Here is a 16839-nt window from a genome sequence, read left to right on the forward strand (position 1 = left end):
AAACATGGTCAATTTGACGCGAGCCATCGGTAGATGTCTTGCAATGTCGCAAGCGCATCGCAACCGGCGAAGACGAAGCCCGTGACGCCAGCCGCACGAAGCGCCGGCTCGGCATCGGTCGGACGACCTGCCAGATAGACCCGCGCATCGGCCAATTGCAGGACCTTGGCGGATGTTTCCGCGAGGTCCGCATAGGCCTTATCGCTGGAACAAAGGCAGGCAAGCGCGGCGCCGGAGGCCTTGAAGGCGGTAGCGAGCTGGGTGGGATCGGCAAAACCCTCGGTGTCGATGGCCTGGATGCCGCCGGCCTCGAACAAGCTTTTTGCGAATGTCGCACGTGCGGTGAAGTCGGCGGGCGTGCCGAGATTGGCCAGGAACACGCTGGGCCGCGTGCCGCGCGCTTTCAACGCCGCATCGGATTTGTCCCGCAGCGCTTCGAACGGCGCGGCGAGGCGCATCGGCGGCAGCGCATCGAACTTGTATTTTGCCTCGCCATAAGGCGCGACCGCAATCGGGGTCGCGTTGAGCACCGCCGTTTCCCTCTCATGCAGGTTCGGAAACTCGCTCGCGCCGGTCAGCACGTCGCGGCGCTTTGCGATGTTGGCGTCACGTGCCGTTCGCGCCGCAGCGACCTTGCTCTGGAATAGGCCTTGCTGAAGCGCCGCGAAGGCTCCGCCGGCCTTTTCGCTCTCCTGGAACAGCGACCAAGCCGCTCCACAGAGCTGCGCCGTCAGTGTCTCGATGCCACCGGAGCCCGCCGCGGGATCGCTGACCTTGGCGAGGTTGCTCTCTTCCAGCAGCAGGAGCTGCGTGTTGCGCGCCACGCGCCGCGCGAACGGATCGGGCAGCCCAAGCGCCAGCGTATGCGGCAGCACGGTGATCGAATTGGCGCCGGCGAGCCCGGCCGCGAATGTCGCGATGGTCGCGCGCAGCATGTTCACGTAAGGGTCGCGCTGCGTCAGCATGCGCCAGGCCGTATCGGCGGCAATGAACAGCGGCTTCGGCGTCAGACCGCACGCCGTCTCGACGCGCGCCCAGAGCAGCCGTAGCGCGCGGAATTTTGCCATGGTCAGGAACTGGTCGGCATCCGCGGCTAGCCGCGCATAGACCATGCCCTGTGCCTGCTCCAGCGGAACGCCGGCGCCTTCGATCGCGCGAAGATAGGCGAGGCCGCAGGCGAGCACGAAGGCGAGCTCCTGCACCTCGGAGCCGCCGGCATCGTGGATCACGCGTCCATCGGCGGAAGCAAACGGCCCCTTGAAACCCATCCCGGCGAGGCCTTTGATGCCACCGGTGACGGCGGGAACGATCTCTTCCCAGCTGTAGGGGCTGTTTCCCAACACGGCGCAGGCGGCCAGCGGATCGAGCCCGAAGCGGATGTTGCAGGCCGCCGGATCGATGCCGTTGCTCTTCACATATTCCGCGATGTGGATCGCGGCCATCCGCGATTGCGGGCCGACCTGAAGCTCGATTCCGATGCCGGCATCGAGGTAAATGTCCTTCAACACTTTCGCGACCGCATCGGCCGTCGGTTCCAGGCCGAAGCCATGGCTGCCATTGCCGCCGGCGAACACCAGCGCGAGGCCCGTCGCACCGTTCTCAAGGTCCTGCAACGCCTGCGCGTTCGCGACCGCAGCGTCGGGATGATCGATCCGCTGCATGATCTGCCATGGCGCGGCCGCCGGTCGTCCCAGCACAGGCGCAGCGCCCTTGGCGCGCGGATAGAGCGGCTCGATCCTCAGACCGTCATAGGTCTTGCCGACCAGCTTCTCGAACGGCGCGCCCTTCAGCACACCGTCGACCAGCTTGCGCCAGTCCGCGTCCGTCGCCTTGGGAAAATCGGCCGCCAGCGGCACATCATCCCCCGTCACGGTTTGAACCTCCTTGCACATCGGCGAAAAATTGCGGATCGCGTCCGCACGGCAACGACTACCGCGACAACGACTTATCGATCGTCCTTCCAGGAGCCCACGATTGCCGCAAGCGACAGTTCTTCTGGCTCACGAGCCAATGAGGGAGTCCTTGAGAACCGCGGGGCAGGAGCAGGCTGGAGGACACCGTGGCGGGTAAGGAACACTTGTCGGGAAACCATGTGCTCGTGTCGCGATGCCTCTGTCATCGTCAAGACCGGGGCGAAACACACGTCAGTGCCTTCCATGATCTTGCACCATTCTTCGCGAGTTTTGGTCTTGAAAACTGCTGCAAGTTTTTGCTTCAGCCCTGGCCAAGCTGCAGGGTCCATTTGAGCATCGAACTCTGGATCATGCAGGCCCGCATGCCGCCGCAGGATCACGTAGAATTGCGGCTCTATGGATCCAATCGAGACGAAGTTGCCGCACGCGCATTCGAAAACGCCGTAGAAGTGCGCGCCTCCGTCCAGCAAGTTTTGCTCGCGGCCTTCAATCCAATTCCCCGTAGCTCTCATATCGAAGAACATGGTCATCAATGAGGCTGCTCCGTCACACATTGCAGCATCAACGACTTGTCCCTTGCCTGACTTCTTCGCTTCAATCACGGCGGCAAGGACGCCAACGACGAGGTAGAGCGCACCTCCGCCGAAGTCACCGACCAGATTGAGTGGGGGGATCGGCCTTTCCCGCGGACCGATCGCGGCGAGCGCCCCTGTGATCGAGATGTAGTTGATATCGTGACCAGCGGCGTTGGCCAGAGGTCCATGCTGGCCCCAACCGGTCATCCGTCCGTACACAAGTCGAGGATTTCGGCTAAGAATTACATCAGGACCGAGCCCTACGCGTTCCATCACGCCCGGACGGAAACCTTCGATGAGAACGTCGGCTGTGCTGAGAAGCTCGATTACCTCGCCCCTGCTCTTGTCGTCCTTCAGATCGACATGGGCCCACTTGCGACCACGTGATGCAACTCCCTTCAGGTTCCGGGCGGCACCGACACGGTCAAGAGTCACAACCTCCGCACCCATGTCCGCCAGCATCATGCAAGCGAAAGGGCCGGGACCGATGCCGGCGAATTCTACGACGCGAACGCCGGCAAGTGGGCCGTTCATCTGCGAGCCCGAAACAGCTACCATGTTGCATCTCCCATCAAGCTCTTCTTGTTCGGCGGCTACTCGCGCAGTGAATAGACTATTCGAACTCCAAAATCAGCGCGTCCACCGCGAGCGTCGCGCCGGCGCTGGCGTGGATCTTCTTCACGGTGCCGTCCTGCTCGGCGCGGAGCACGTTCTGCATCTTCATAGCCTCGACGACCGCGAGCGTCTCGCCGGCCTTGACCTCCTGGCCTTCGGTCACAGCGATCGAGACGATGAGCCCGGGCATCGGGCACAGCAGCTTCTTGCCGGTGTCGGAGCCCGTCGTCACCGGCATCAGCTTCGCCGACGCCGCTTCCGCTTCGGTCCAGACATAGACCGGCACCTCGACGCCCTGATGCGCGAGGCGGATGCCATTCGGGATCGGCCGCGCCTGCACCGCGATGAACTGGCCGTCGATGGTGCCTTGCCAGACCGGATCGCCCGGCTTCCATGGCGACTGTAGCAGATGCGCGTTGCCGGCCTTGCCGTCGGCGTCGACGAAGCGGATCGCGATCGCCTCGCCCTCGCGGGCGACCTCGAGCAAAATCTCCTGGCGGTCGAGCCAGACCGCGCGGCGGCGCTCGCGCTGCACGACACGGCCGCCCATCTGGCCGGAGATCTGCCGCTTGCGCTCCCCGAGCACGTGATCGACGGCGGCGCCGACCGCGGCGATGCGACGCGCCACCTCGCCTTCCGGCACGCGCACGGCAAAGCCCTTGGGGAATTCCTCGGCGATGAAGCCGGTCGAAAGCCGCCCCTCGCGCCAGCGCGGATGATGCATCAGCGCGGACAGGAACGGGATGTTGTGCCTGATACCGTCGACATAGAACGAGTCGAGTGCAGTCGCCTGCGCCTCGATCGCAGCCGCGCGCGACGGTGCGTGCGTGACGAGCTTGGCGATCATCGGATCGTAATGGATCGAGATCTCGCCGCCTTCCTGCACGCCAGTGTCGTTGCGGACGGTGATGCCGTCCTGGCTGGCTTCGGCCGGCGGGCGGTATTTCACCAGGCGCCCGATCGAGGGCAGGAAGTTGCGGAAGGGGTCTTCGGCGTAGAGGCGCGATTCCACCGCCCAGCCCGTCAGCGTGACGTCCTTCTGCGCCAGACCGAGCCTCTCGCCGGCGGCGACGCGGATCATCTGCTCCACGAGATCAATTCCGGTGACGAGCTCGGTGACGGGATGCTCGACCTGGAGGCGCGTGTTCATTTCCAGGAAGTAGAAGCTCTTGTCCTGCCCTGCGACGAACTCGACGGTGCCGGCGGAATCGTAGTTCACGGCCTTGGCCAGCGCCACCGCCTGCTCGCCCATCTTGCGGCGGGTGGCTTCATCGAGCAGCGGCGACGGCGCCTCCTCGATGACCTTCTGGTTGCGGCGCTGGATCGAGCATTCGCGCTCGCCGAGATAGATGACGTTGCCATGCTTGTCGCCCAGCACCTGGATCTCGATGTGGCGGGGATCGACGATGAACTTCTCGACGAAGACGCGGTCGTCGCCGAACGAGGCTTTCGCCTCGGCCTTGGCGAGGTTGAAGCCCTCGGCGACCTCGGCCGTCGAGTGCGCGATGCGCATGCCCTTGCCGCCGCCTCCGGCCGAGGCCTTGATCATCACGGGATAGCCGATCTCGTCGGCGATCTTGACCGCGTGCCTGTCGTCCTCGATGACGCCGAGATAGCCGGGCACGGTTGAGACCTTGGCTTTCGCGGCGGCCTTCTTGGATTCGATCTTGTCGCCCATCGCGGCGATCGCGCCCGGATTCGGACCGATGAAGACGATGCCGGCGGCCTCCAGCGCGCGCGGAAATGCCTCGCGCTCGGACAGGAAGCCGTAGCCCGGATGCACGGCCTCGGCCCCCGTCTTGCGGCAGGCCTCGACGATCTTCTCGATCACCAGATAGCTCTCGGCCGCAGCGGGCGGGCCGATCAGCACGGCTTCGTCGGCCATCTCGACATGGAGGGCGTCGCGGTCGGCCTCGGAATAGACCGCAACCGTCTGAATTCCCATCTTGCGGGCAGTCTTGATGACCCGGCAGGCGATTTCGCCGCGATTGGCGATCAGGATCTTCTTAAACACTTCTCTTCTCACAACGGCAGATTGTCGTGCTTCTTGGCCGGCGCCTCGACCTTCTTGTCCTTCAGCATCGCCAGCGCCCTTGCGATCCGCCGCCGCGTCGAATGCGGCATGATGACGTCGTCGATGTAGCCGCGCTCAGCGGCGATGAAGGGGGACAGGAAGCGATCTTCGTATTCCTTGGTGCGGGCGGCGATCTTGTCGGGGTCACCGATGTCGCTGCGGAAGATGATCTCGACCGCGCCCTTGGCGCCCATCACCGCGATCTGGGCGGTCGGCCAGGCGTAGTTCATGTCGGCGCCGATTTCCTTGGAGGCCATGACGTCGAAGGCGCCGCCATAGGCCTTGCGGGTGATGATGGTCACCAGCGGCACGGTGCACTGCGAGTACGCGAACAGCAGTTTTGCGCCGTGCTTGATCAGGCCGCCATATTCCTGCGCCGTGCCCGGCAGGAAGCCCGGCACGTCGACGAAGGTGACGATCGGGATGTTGAAGGCATCACAAAAACGCACGAAGCGCGCCGCCTTGCGCGAGGCGTCCGAGTCGAGCACGCCGGCCAGCACCATCGGCTGGTTGGCGACGAAGCCGACGGTGCGGCCGGCGATGCGACCGAAACCGGTGACGATGTTCTTCGCGAACAAATCCGCGATCTCGAAGAAATCGCCTTCGTCCACGACCTTCAGGATCAGCTCCTTCATGTCGTAGGGCTTGTTCGGATTGTCGGGGATCAGCGTGTCCAGCGACATGTCGACCCGGCCGATGTCGTCAAAGCTCGGCCACTCCGGCACGCCGTCGGTGTTGTTGGACGGCAGGAAGTCGATCAGGCGCCGCATCTGCAGCAGCGTCTCGACGTCGTTCTCGAAGGCGCCTTCGGCGATCGAGGAGCGCGTGGCGTGCACCGAGGCGCCGCCGAGCTCTTCGGCCGTGACGACCTCGTTGGTCACGGTCTTCACCACGTCGGGGCCGGTGACGAACATGTAGCTGGTGTTCTTCACCATGAAGATGAAGTCGGTCATCGCCGGCGAATAGACGTCGCCGCCGGCGCAGGGACCCATGATGACGGAGATCTGCGGGATCACGCCGGAGGCGAGGACGTTGCGGCGGAACACGTAGGAATAGCCGGCGAGCGCGGCGACGCCTTCCTGGATGCGAGCGCCGCCCGCGTCATAAAGGCCGATGATGGGCGCCCGCGCCTTCATCGCCATGTCCTGCAGCTTGGTGATCTTCAGCGCGTGGGTCTCGGACAGCGAGCCGCCGAACACCGTAAAGTCCTTGGCGAAGACAAACGTCTTGCGGCCGTTGACGGTGCCCCAGCCGGTGACGACGCCGTCGCCGGGCACCTTGGTCTTCTCCATGCCGAACTCGGTGGAGCGATGCTCGACGAACATGTCGAACTCCTCGAACGATCCCTTGTCGAGCAGGAGCTCGATGCGGTCGCGCGCGGTCAGCTTGCCGCGGGCGTGCTGCGCCTCGATGCGCTTCTCGCCACCGCCGAGCTTTGCGCCGGCACGACGCGCCTCAAGCTTTTCGATTACGGCAGTCATCCGTGCGCCTCCAGCGTAGGAGCGAGCGAGTTCGGTCCGCCCCTCCTGGAGGACTTGACCCAAATCTCAGTTCCAGTAACGTGACGTCAGTGTCATAAATTTATCTTGTTGTCAAATCATCACAACTAGCTGATATAACTTGGTATTATTCTATGAGGTCGACTTGTGATCAGTTTATAAAATGGCGGTCTAAGCCATTCCGAAGCTACTGGTCCGTCCAGGCGATCAATCACAAACGAAACAGGAGGAAAAATGAATACGCGTAGTTTGCTTGTTTTTGCCGTAGCCGCCGGCGTCACGATTGGCTCGCACCAAGCGTTTGCACAAAAGCAATACGGTCCCGGGGCGAGCGACACTGAAATCAAGATCGGAAACATTCTTCCCTATAGCGGGCCAGCCTCCGCCTACGCCATCGTGGGCAAGATCGCTGCTGGGTATGTGAAGATGATCAATGAAAAGGGCGGCATCAACGGACGGAAGATTAATTGGATTTCGTACGACGACGCCTATAGCCCGCCGAAAACGGTCGAGCAGGCCCGCAAGCTGGTCGAGAGCGACGAAGTTCTATTCCTCTACCAGACGCTGGGCGTTCCGCCGAATCTGGCCATCATGAAGTACATGAACCAGAAGAAGGTCCCACAGCTGATGCTCGCGACCGGAGGAACGAAATTCGGCGAGGATCCCAAGTCGTTTCCATGGACGATGCCTTTCAATGCGTCCTACCAATCCGAAGGTCGCGTCTATGCCAAATGGATCTTGAAGGAGCACCCTAACGCCAAGATCGCCGTCCTGGTTGTAAACGACGAGTACGGCAAGGATATCTACAAGGGCGTTAAAGACGGGCTCGGCGACAAGACCTCGATGATTGTTGCTGAGGCGACATACGACTTCAACGACCCCACGATCGACTCGCAGATCGTCAAGCTGAAGGCATCGGGAGCAGACCTGGTACTCAATCTCAGCCAGCCCAAATTCGCCGCGATGGCGATCCGAAAGATGGGCGAGTTAGATTGGAAGCCTGTCCATATCCTGAACAACGTTTCGAGCTCAGTGGGAGCGGTGATTAAGCCAGCCGGCTTCAACTACGCGCAAGGCATCATCAGCGCTGGCTACTACAAGGACCCGACGGACCCCGCTTGGAAGGACGACTCCGGGGTTAAGGAATGCGAGCAGTTCCTGCAAAAATACGCGCCTGACGCAGATCGCAATAGCAATCTGGTAACCTACTCGTATGCAGCTCTTCAAACGCTGCAGTACATCCTCGAGCAGGCGGGCGACAACCTGACTCGGGAAAACATCATGAAGGTCTCAGAAAACCTGAATGGCTTCGCGCCGTCGACCTTGCTGCCCGGTATCACACTCAAGACGTCGCCTACCGATCATTTCCCGATCGAGCAGATGCAGTTGATGACGTTTGAAGGAAACAACTGGGTCACCTTTGGTCCGATCATCGAGGGCAAGTTATCGAACTGAACGTATCCGAGCCGCACGGACTAGGAACTCCGTGCGGCTCACGACTGCGCCGTTCTTCGATAGGTATTTCGCTCAATTCGGTCGTTAGGAGAGAAGGTGGACTCGTCCAACCAAAATCTGCCGTTTCGGGATCGCCTTGCCTTACCGCTAATTGCAGCACCGATGTTCCTCGTCTCAGGCATCGAGCTTGTGGTGGCGGCAAGCCGAAGCGGCGTGATCGGTTCGTTTCCGACGGCGAATTGTCGGAGCGCCGATGAGCTGGATCAATGGCTAGCCGCGATCAGCGATCGTCTACACCCCACAGCTTCAAGACCGGCAGACAACATGCGCCGATCTGTCCAAATTTGATCGTGCTAATACTCGCCTCGCAGACGATCTGCGCGTCGTCCTCAAGCATAATCCTGAGATTGCCATCACATCGGTCGGGTCCCCTATCCCGGTGCTTCGTCTGCTCTAGGATGCAGGCGCGTTAGTTGTTGCCGACGTAGCGTCTATTCGGCACGCTGAGTGGGCCGCAGAGGCCGGTGTCAACGGCCTAATACTATTGACCGCGGGAGCTGGCGGCCAGACCGGCTGGCTAACTCCATTCGCATTCGTTCGCGCGGTGCGCGCGTTCTTCGACGGGATGATCGTCCTCGCTGGAGACATTAGCGATGGCGTCGCTCTCAGAGCGGCGCAGACATTGGGCTGCGATCTTGCCTACATGGGGACCAAGTTCATCGCGCCGCACGAGAGCATGGCTGACCGACGATTCAAACAAATGCTCGTCGAGAGTACCGCCGACGATATTCTCCTGACGACAGCATTCACCGGATTGCAGACGATCATGTTGCGGCCATCGATCACGTCGGCGGGTCTCGATCCCAACAACCTGCCGCTCCACGGTTCGATCGAAATTGGCAAGGATATCGACATCACCGCTCGCGAAGCTCGACCAAAGCGATGGCGCGATATCTGGAGCGCTGGGCATTCGACTTCAGGAATCACCAATGTCGTGTCCGTCAACGAATTGGTCACGCAGACGAGCTCGGAGTTTCATGGCATCAGCCGTTGAAAATGGCCGACATTATCAATGTCATTGCGGCCAGCCCCATTGATTGGCCGAAAGATCAAATGATCGATAGGAGATGGAAACTTGTCGCTCCACTCATTCCCGAGTGTCTGCGAGCAGACCCTGCGTGCCCTTTCGCGGTTCCCGTCAAATACCGCCTCGTCGGCCCGCACCTTCCCCTTCGCGGGCTTGTTTGTAATCACGAAAGGACGAACAATAGTTCACTCGAGATGAGAACGGGCGATAAGCTCATATTCCCCCTGCTTGCACGCGATCATGTCATAGGCCATTGATCTGGCGATCCAAGTCGCGATATGGCCCAGCGGACCACGCCGGTCTCCAGGGAGTCTCACGCCTGCGCCGGAGATACTCACGAGGCGGCGTACGTCCGCATTCTCCATAACCGTAATGATGTTCGATACGGCGACGGTGATAACCGGAATGTCGTCCTTTGATCGCACGCCGACAGTGTTTACGACCGCATCAGAGCCTCGAACTGCAGCCGTCATGGCGACTTTGTCCGAGAGTTCGCCGCGGATGAAATCAGCTCCATTCGCGTTCGGTGACGTGCGGCCATATATGCGCAATTCGTGGCCGGCTGCGATAGCCTCTTCGAGAAACACGCGGCCGATCGACCCGGTACCGCCCAACAACGTGATTTTCATGGATGCGCCAGAGCCTCATTTTGGTCGATATGGACGGACTTGACATATATTAAGGTGAAGGCCGCCGCCGGCGGAGCATCTGTCACCTCTCCATAGTTGGTAGTATCAACTGCTGCTGAATAGTTAAGATATCAGACGACCGTACAAGGATCAGACGATCGTTGATCGATTTAGCGATCGAGACGTCGCGCTTTCCTGCCGTCGGAGCACGCAACCCGTTGGCGAAAGACGTCTCCTGTCTTCGTAATCGACCAGCGCCAAACTGACGGAGCGGCGATGATGCAAGCCACAGGCTTGTCTACTTTCGACGCGTGCGCGACGAAGCGGGGCGATGCCCCGCATGCCTCACTGGGCTCGACGGCGACCTCACCTACCTCGGAGCTTGCGGCGAGCCGCACAGCGAACTAAGCTTGGAACTCGTCAGCCACCGCATCGCAGGCGCTGCTTTCATTCAGGCGCATGGACTCTGTGAACGCGTGATCATATGCTGTACAATTGCGCCGGCGCCAAAATTGCCCGGGATCCCTGTGGTGATCCCAGGAGGGTCAATCAGGAGGCCGTTGTCTGGAGCTTGACTGTGGATCGGCCTTTTCAGTTCAACTTATAAGAGGCCTGAAAGAATGTACCCCAGCGCTCCGTGCTGAACTTCGCAAGCTCAGTCCCAGTGGTTCCCGGGCCATCACAGCCTGTGCATGTCATTTCACTGTCTTTTTTGGTCCACATGGCCCAATAGCGCGCGCCGATGCCGACGCTGAAGTTCTTGGTAATGAAGTAGGACAACACGCCTTCGAGTTGGACACCCCCGCCTCCGTTCCCGCGTTGATCGATGAAGGTGGTCGTCGGGCGCACAAGATGATTGTCACGTCCTTTGAAATCGGTCCAAGGCAGGTAAGCGACGTCGCTACTCAAACGCCAACGCTCGGTGAGCATGGTTTCGGCGCTTAGGCCGGCACGAGGTGCATTCCACTGGGAATTCTGGCTTCCAGCGACTGTGTCGTCACCATCTGGATCTGGCCGCAAGCATCCAACCATCGGGTTGGCAATCTGTACACATCCGATGTAGTCGGAGCTCTGTTCGTAGTAGGTCCAGCCGAGAAAGCCCCCGACCTTGTAGTTGGCGCCGCGCAGGAAATCGTAACCTACGTCGGCGGTGTAATAGGTGAACCTCCCGTTTGCCTGGCCTGATCTCGTGTTGATATAGGAGAGGCTGCGATCAATTCCCCAATCTTCATCGTTGGTGATTCCTTTGTCGAAGCGACCGATGCCAACGTTGCTCTTCAGAAACGCTCCCCACGGGCTGTCAACCCGGCCAAATAATTCCCCGGAAAGTCCGTTGAGACCGTGGTGGGTGATCCTCGATACAAGAATGTTAGGATCTCCAGCAGGGACTTCATTGGGCACAGCGCTGTCATTCCATTGGAATCGTCCGCGGCTGACCCAAAGCCGCGAGCCGCCTTCAAACGACCAACCGGCTGTGTCAGCCGTCGGCGGCACGCTGCCCGTTGCTTCCGTGAACAACGGCGCATCGGACCGTTGCGCATCCCAAGGGTCGGCGTCAAAATGGTAATTCAGACCGATCGTTCCGATGTGATAGGTGCTAGACAGGCTCGTTGTATTCGCCGGAAGGATTGCGAACGGCGGAAACTGCACCGTCGGAGGCGTTGCGATACTCGGCCCACCGAAATGCAGATAGTCGTATTCGACCTTGAGAGACCATGCAGACGTAAGTGCTTGCTCGACGCCCAGCCCGATGATGCCGCCGACCCGACCATAGTCGAAACTGGTGTTCTCCTGAGTCCCGCGGCCATTGAACTCGTTGTTGTTGACGACATCGCCGCGATTGTTTTGCCAAGCCAAGCCTCCCTTGAGATAGGCCAGCGTGTGGCCATGTGGGCCAAAGGTGTAACCGACCCGGCCGGTCCCGGTCGCAAAGACGTTGGGACCTGCCGCGCAATTTGCGCTCACAACAAAGCCGGAGGAGGCGAGGCAGGTATTGGTGCCGTCGGAGACAGCACCGCTGACATCGAGTTCGACGCCAAAGACCCAGCTGTTCTTCTGCCAGTTATAGCCTATCTGGCCACCTACGAGGAACACTGGGGTGTCAACCACGCCGCCATAGATTGGGGGACCGTAGGGATTGCTGAATGAGGTTCGGCCATACCCACCGCCGACGTTCCCGCCGATATAGCCTCCGGACCAACTCCACACCGCCGCTGGCAATTTCACGTCTGGCCAAAGGTCTACCGCATTGGCTGCACCGCTTGCGACGAGCGCAATTGTTGCGACTCCCGAAAGAAGAACTCCAGATCGCATTCCAAACACTTCCTGCATTTTGCGCCGTCCACAACCGAGCGCCTTAACTTGTCGCCACAGCAAACCGTCGGGGCCAGACCACACGCTTGCGACGCGCGCCCTAGTCCGCCTGGAAAATCAACGCTTGCGATTGGCAATGATGGCGTCAGCAAAGCAAACCGCGAGCCAATTGAATTCGGCGGTTCTGCAGGCACTTCGTAGTGGTGTGTAGCGTCAAGTTGCTGACATTTGTCTCAAGACTCACAATCTACGTTGCTATCGCCGACGGCATCATCGTGAGGCGCATCTGAAGCAGGCCAATAGAGCATCCGCCGCAACTCTGCCGATGTCTCGCCTGATAAGGAACGGGGCCGGCTGGCGAGACCACCGTCTTCACTGCAGGGGGTCACGTGTGAATCGGCGCCGAAGCATGCCTCTTCTATATCGCATGGGTCAGTGACTCATGGCGCCGATCGGGATCGGGATCCCGCACCGATACACAGACATGGCTTAAGTCAGGGTTGCTCAAGCCTTCGCGTGAGGGGTCGCGAAGAGTCGTCCGGCCTCGCGAGCAACCGGATGGGATCCGGTGCGCACGTCGCATCACGACGAAAAACCCGCATTGCCGCCAGCATGCCTCCCGAACGACGCTGCCGGGCGCCAGATTTCCGACATCGCCGTTTTCAATTCGACGTGGCTCTGATCTCAACAGCGTTTCGCGGCTGATTTCGCTCGAGGCGCGCACAGATGACGTGCTTCAAGGCGACGTAATGACGACACTTCTATTAGGATCTTCGCACAGGAAGGATGCGGAGCGCCGCGAGCAGCAGCGAACCGTCGTCGGCGAACAGGTCCCAGATCATGATCCCGGCGAGTCCATGGGCGCGCGCGTACATCGTCTTGCTTGCGATGGATAGCGGATCGTCGTAGCTGATCCATATCCGCCGTTCGGCGTCATAGAGCCACGGCACTTGGGCCTCATCACACCAATACCGGCGAAAGCCCTGCTCTTCCGGTCGCCGGACAACGAGATCGCGATAATCGATGCCGTCACTCCCTCCCCACTCCTCGCTCGCCATCGTCCCCTTTTGCAAGAGCCCCCCGTTCTCCTGCGGAACGCCTGCAACAGCTCGGCCATAGAAGGCTACCCCGAGCGTGACCTTGGCCCGCGGCACCCCGGCCCGGATCAAGGCATTCACACTGGCATCGACATTGAGATCGGGACTTGGATCGCCGGCGCAGGCAAACAGCGGAGCATTGAAGCCGGCAAAGGTCGAGCCCGCATGATAGTCGTAGGCCATTAGATGAATCCGGTCGACCAGCGGGGCGAGAGCGGCCGCCTCCAGATTGATAATCTTGTTGGGGACGGCCGATACGGCGATGGTGAGCTCCAGCTCCCTGCGCTCCAATGCGGAAAACTCGGTGAGTCTTCGGCGAAGCTCCGCAATCAGGAGCGTGAAATTCGTGCGGTCCTCGAGGCGCGCGAGATTCCCTGGGCGTCCTCCTGAGACGGGAAACTCCCAATCGACATCCACACCATCGAACAGACCCGGATACGGCCGAAAGAACGCCTCGATAACGGATTGTGCGAACCGCGCGCGCGACCTCGGCGTGGCAGCGGCGGCCGAGAAATATTTCGACCCGCTCCAGCCGCCCAACGCAATCAGGATCCGGAGCTCCGGACTGCTCCGCTTCAATTCGGTGAGTTGGGCGAAATTGCCGCCGAACGCGGTCGACGGCGCGGTTCCGTCGCAGGCTCCTGCGTCCAGGCAACGATCCGAAAGTCCAGCCAGTCCTTCTGCCGAAACGGTGCCGAACGCGTACATCAAGTGCGTCAGTTCGCGAGCCGGGATCGTCTTGATGTTTGGACCGCCCGTCCGGGCTTTCCAAGGGGCGACATAGCCTGCGACCACTGGCCTCCGGGACGGCGTGCCCCGTCCCGGCTGCATCAGTGCGTATCCGCACACGAGCGTAGAAAACCCGGCTGCAGCGAAGTTTCGACGATTAATTGCCACGGATTACGGCCTTATGCTCTCTGTCTGATTTTACGCTGCGCCAACCGATAACGCGATCGCCTCAGCGAGCCTTCGATCTGCGCGGCACTGGCTCCCTTTGTTTCACCTGATCGCTACGACTTCATGGCGGCATCTTCATCGAGAGCTGTATTTGCTGCGCGACGGGTTCAGCTCTCGAATGGCGAGAATACGACGAATTGAATGCGGTGGAGGAAGGCTCGTCTAAGACGAAGTATGGAAGTTCAAAGAGCTGTTCTGTGGCGGGCTTCCGACATTTTGTGGCTAGCATCCGCCGCGTTGTCCCATCCGAATTTGTCGAAAGGCGCACAAGTGGATTGGTGTATTGGAACGTATGGGCAGCAGCTACGGCCGCTCTCGTCCGCTGAATTGCGCTTCGCTTCATCGTCTCTGCGCCAGGATGGGAGGCTGTGAAGGGCAAACTGTGGCACGCATCCTACCCCGCGCGGGCTCCGTGTGAACCTGCGTTCAGGCGCGAGCAGAACCCCTCCTTTTTGGTAGGATTTATGTTGCAACCGGCGCGTGATACGGATCATTCTTGCACTTGCGACTTGACCCACCTACAGAAAGCCAGGGAGCTCGAAAATGAACGACACCGCGTCTTCAACGCGAAGCGATCTGCAGGGACTTAGGTTGATCCGCGCTTTTGTCCGGATACGCGATCAACGCACCCGGTCCGAGTTCGTCGAACAAGTCGAAAAGCTCGCCGCGGAGCAGCCTGCGGGATCGGGTTCGAGCTTGCCCGGTTCATCTGGTTTCGCCGAGCATCCGGCGGATCCCCTCTGTTGATCTCTCGCCTTCTTCGTGTCGCCCAACGCCACGTTCCAGCATCATTCGCGTCTGCCCTTGTTGCAGGAAGTCCATGACTTGGCCGCAAATCGTGATAGCAGGGAGCCACGATCTGGCGATGCCTCAAATGCGAGTCCGCAGGCTAATTCCGCCCTGATGCCACCGCTGGGGTGTGGCGACGTCGGGACGATCGGCGTGCTCAGATATTCGGGTACGTCGCCGCATTTCCGGATCACCTTGGCGTCGCCGAAGACGCCGCGCGATGGGTCCTTCGGTCCCCGAGAGGGCGACCGCGCCCATGATGCCGGGCTTGCGGGACAACGCCTTGGCGCGCCTCACAGCGGCGTTGGCGGAAATGCATTCCGTCTTGCCGGCTGCAACTCCATCGTCGAGAACAGGCCGGCTCTCGTCGGGAGCGAACCGGACCGACACCTTCTTGCCATCGATGGTGTCGTCCTCGGGAGAACGAGGTGAACGGCACCAGGCAGCGGCTCTGCGGATCGAGCCAGCGCTTCCAGTACGCGCTCTCACTACCGGACGTTGGTCGTGCCGCCATCGAGCTCATCCTCAGCAGCTGCTGGAAGTCGACTGGCCTGCCCTTTGCTTACAGCTTGGTGGCGTCCACAGAACCCGCCACGAGGTCGGCACGCCCCAGCGTGCCATCACGAGTTCGCGTCCGCGCGGGATAGTGAGGAAAATCCTAGACACCAAGGGCAGATCGCCGGTTCGGTCATTCGCCGGTATGACCACGAACAGCCGGCGAATACCCTGAGCGCCTTTTTTCTGCGAGGAGCCCTTGCTTCCCGAAAAGACCAGCCCTACCTGTGCTCCGCCCGCATTGGCACTCGCGGGCATCGACTGCTAACTACCTAAAATCACCAACCCAAGCAATTGCTTAGGAGGACTGCATGAAATTCCGTCCGCTTCACGACCGCGTCGTGGTCAAGCGTATCGACGCAGAAGAGAAGACCGCAGGCGGCATCATTATTCCCGACACGGCCAAGGAAAAGCCGTCCCAGGGCGAAGTGATCGCCGTTGGCCCGGGCGGCCGCGACGAGAGCGGCAAGCTGATCCCGATCGACGTCGAGGTCGGCGATCTCGTGCTGTTCGGCAAGTGGTCGGGCACCGAGGTCAAGATCGACGGCCAGGAGCTGTTGATCATGAAGGAGAGCGACATCATGGGCGTTCTCACCGATGCGTCGGCCAAGAAGAAGGCCGCCTAATCCAACCGCTCGCACCGCTCACCCTGAGGAGCGCCTGCCGGGCGCCTCAAGAGTGAGATGAGACCAATCAACTCAGGGAAACCAATATGTCAGCCAAAGAAGTCAAATTCGGCGTCGACGCCCGCGACCGCATGCTGCGCGGCGTCGACATCCTCAACAACGCGGTGAAGGTGACGCTCGGTCCGAAGGGCCGCAACGTCGTGCTCGACAAGTCGTTCGGCGCGCCCCGCATCACCAAGGACGGCGTCACCGTCGCCAAGGACATCGAGCTCGACGATAAGTTCGAGAACATGGGCGCCCAGATGGTGCGCGAAGTCGCCTCCAAGTCCGCAGACGCGGCCGGCGACGGCACCACCACCGCGACCGTGCTCGCGGCTGCGATCGTGCGCGAAGGCGCCAAGGCGGTCGCCGCCGGCATGAACCCGATGGACCTGAAGCGCGGTATCGATCTCGCCGTAGACGCGGTCGTGGCGGACTTGCAGAAAAACTCCAAGAAAGTCACGTCGAACGACGAGATCGCCCAGGTCGGCACCATCTCGGCCAACGGCGATGCCGAAATCGGCAAGTTCCTCTCCGATGCCATGAAGAAGGTCGGCAACGAGGGTGTCATCACCGTCGAGGAAGCCAAGTCGCTCGAGACCGAGCTCGACGTCGT

At 60.8% G+C, this 16839-nt stretch carries 11 protein-coding genes and 1 pseudogene; 5 read left to right on the forward strand and 7 right to left on the reverse strand.

Annotated elements, in window-relative coordinates; translation table 11 throughout:
• Positions 1 to 8: 8 nt before the first annotated feature.
• The 4 genes from RAD10_RS40500 to RAD10_RS40515 are packed head-to-tail and all read right to left on the reverse strand — an operon-like array spanning position 9 to position 6658.
• The gene (locus tag RAD10_RS40500; RefSeq protein WP_370691895.1) at positions 9 to 1892 is read right to left on the reverse strand and encodes a methylmalonyl-CoA mutase subunit beta; all 1884 of its coding nucleotides are present in this window, start codon (positions 1890 to 1892) and stop codon (positions 9 to 11) included.
• Between the two features lie 53 nt (positions 1893 to 1945).
• A complete protein-coding gene (locus RAD10_RS40505; RefSeq protein WP_375849408.1) occupies positions 1946 to 3046 on the reverse strand; it encodes a CaiB/BaiF CoA transferase family protein in 1101 nt (366 codons plus the stop codon).
• A gap of 55 nt (positions 3047 to 3101) precedes the next feature.
• Positions 3102 to 5117, reverse strand: coding sequence for an acetyl-CoA carboxylase biotin carboxylase subunit (locus tag RAD10_RS40510; RefSeq protein WP_461621829.1), 2016 nt, complete (start codon positions 5115 to 5117; stop codon positions 3102 to 3104).
• Positions 5118 to 5125: 8 nt separating this feature from the next.
• Entirely contained in the window at positions 5126 to 6658 is a 1533-nt protein-coding gene (locus RAD10_RS40515; protein WP_270162967.1) for an acyl-CoA carboxylase subunit beta, read from the reverse strand.
• Between the two features lie 252 nt (positions 6659 to 6910).
• Here RAD10_RS40515 and RAD10_RS40520 point away from each other — a divergent pair, with 252 nt between their 5' ends.
• Positions 6911 to 8131: an ABC transporter substrate-binding protein gene (locus RAD10_RS40520; protein WP_270162969.1), complete on the forward strand. Its 1221-nt coding sequence runs from the start codon at positions 6911 to 6913 to the stop codon at positions 8129 to 8131.
• A gap of 162 nt (positions 8132 to 8293) precedes the next feature.
• Positions 8294 to 9185, forward strand: a pseudogene (locus tag RAD10_RS40525) (NAD(P)H-dependent flavin oxidoreductase).
• A gap of 218 nt (positions 9186 to 9403) precedes the next feature.
• Here the strand turns inward: RAD10_RS40525 and RAD10_RS40530 are convergent.
• The 3 genes from RAD10_RS40530 to RAD10_RS40540 form a co-directional block, all read right to left on the reverse strand.
• Positions 9404 to 9847 (reverse strand): NAD(P)-dependent oxidoreductase, encoded by a 444-nt coding sequence (locus RAD10_RS40530; RefSeq protein ID WP_270162970.1) that lies wholly within the window; start codon positions 9845 to 9847, stop codon positions 9404 to 9406.
• 591 nt (positions 9848 to 10438) lie between these two features.
• Positions 10439 to 12178 (reverse strand): outer membrane protein, encoded by a 1740-nt coding sequence (locus RAD10_RS40535; protein ID WP_461621830.1) that lies wholly within the window; start codon positions 12176 to 12178, stop codon positions 10439 to 10441.
• A gap of 746 nt (positions 12179 to 12924) precedes the next feature.
• Complete coding sequence (locus RAD10_RS40540) at positions 12925 to 14154, reverse strand: glycoside hydrolase family 18 protein (RefSeq protein ID WP_461621831.1); 1230 nt, start codon at positions 14152 to 14154, stop codon at positions 12925 to 12927.
• Positions 14155 to 14757: 603 nt separating this feature from the next.
• Here RAD10_RS40540 and RAD10_RS40545 point away from each other — a divergent pair.
• From RAD10_RS40545 to RAD10_RS40555, 3 genes are all read left to right on the forward strand, one after another.
• Complete coding sequence (locus RAD10_RS40545) at positions 14758 to 14961, forward strand: hypothetical protein (RefSeq protein ID WP_270162975.1); 204 nt, start codon at positions 14758 to 14760, stop codon at positions 14959 to 14961.
• Between the two features lie 908 nt (positions 14962 to 15869).
• Entirely contained in the window at positions 15870 to 16184 is a 315-nt protein-coding gene (groES, locus tag RAD10_RS40550) for a co-chaperone GroES (protein WP_270162976.1), read from the forward strand.
• 86 nt (positions 16185 to 16270) lie between these two features.
• On the forward strand, positions 16271 to 16839 hold a 569-nt coding region (locus tag RAD10_RS40555; protein ID WP_461621832.1), incomplete at its 3' end, for a TCP-1/cpn60 chaperonin family protein.

Source organism: Bradyrhizobium sp. 23AC (assembly GCF_054863025.1).

Coding starts and splice junctions, on each gene's coding strand:
- RAD10_RS40500 (WP_370691895.1), bottom strand. CDS start 1,892: ATGTGCAAGGAGGTTCAAACCGTGACGGGGGATGATGTGCCGCTGGCG.
- RAD10_RS40505 (WP_375849408.1), bottom strand. CDS start 3,046: ATGGTAGCTGTTTCGGGCTCGCAGATGAACGGCCCACTTGCCGGCGTT.
- RAD10_RS40515 (WP_270162967.1), bottom strand. CDS start 6,658: ATGACTGCCGTAATCGAAAAGCTTGAGGCGCGTCGTGCCGGCGCAAAG.
- RAD10_RS40520 (WP_270162969.1), top strand. CDS start 6,911: ATGAATACGCGTAGTTTGCTTGTTTTTGCCGTAGCCGCCGGCGTCACG.
- RAD10_RS40530 (WP_270162970.1), bottom strand. CDS start 9,847: ATGAAAATCACGTTGTTGGGCGGTACCGGGTCGATCGGCCGCGTGTTT.
- RAD10_RS40535 (WP_461621830.1), bottom strand. CDS start 12,178: ATGCAGGAAGTGTTTGGAATGCGATCTGGAGTTCTTCTTTCGGGAGTC.
- RAD10_RS40545 (WP_270162975.1), top strand. CDS start 14,758: ATGAACGACACCGCGTCTTCAACGCGAAGCGATCTGCAGGGACTTAGG.
- groES (WP_270162976.1), top strand. CDS start 15,870: ATGAAATTCCGTCCGCTTCACGACCGCGTCGTGGTCAAGCGTATCGAC.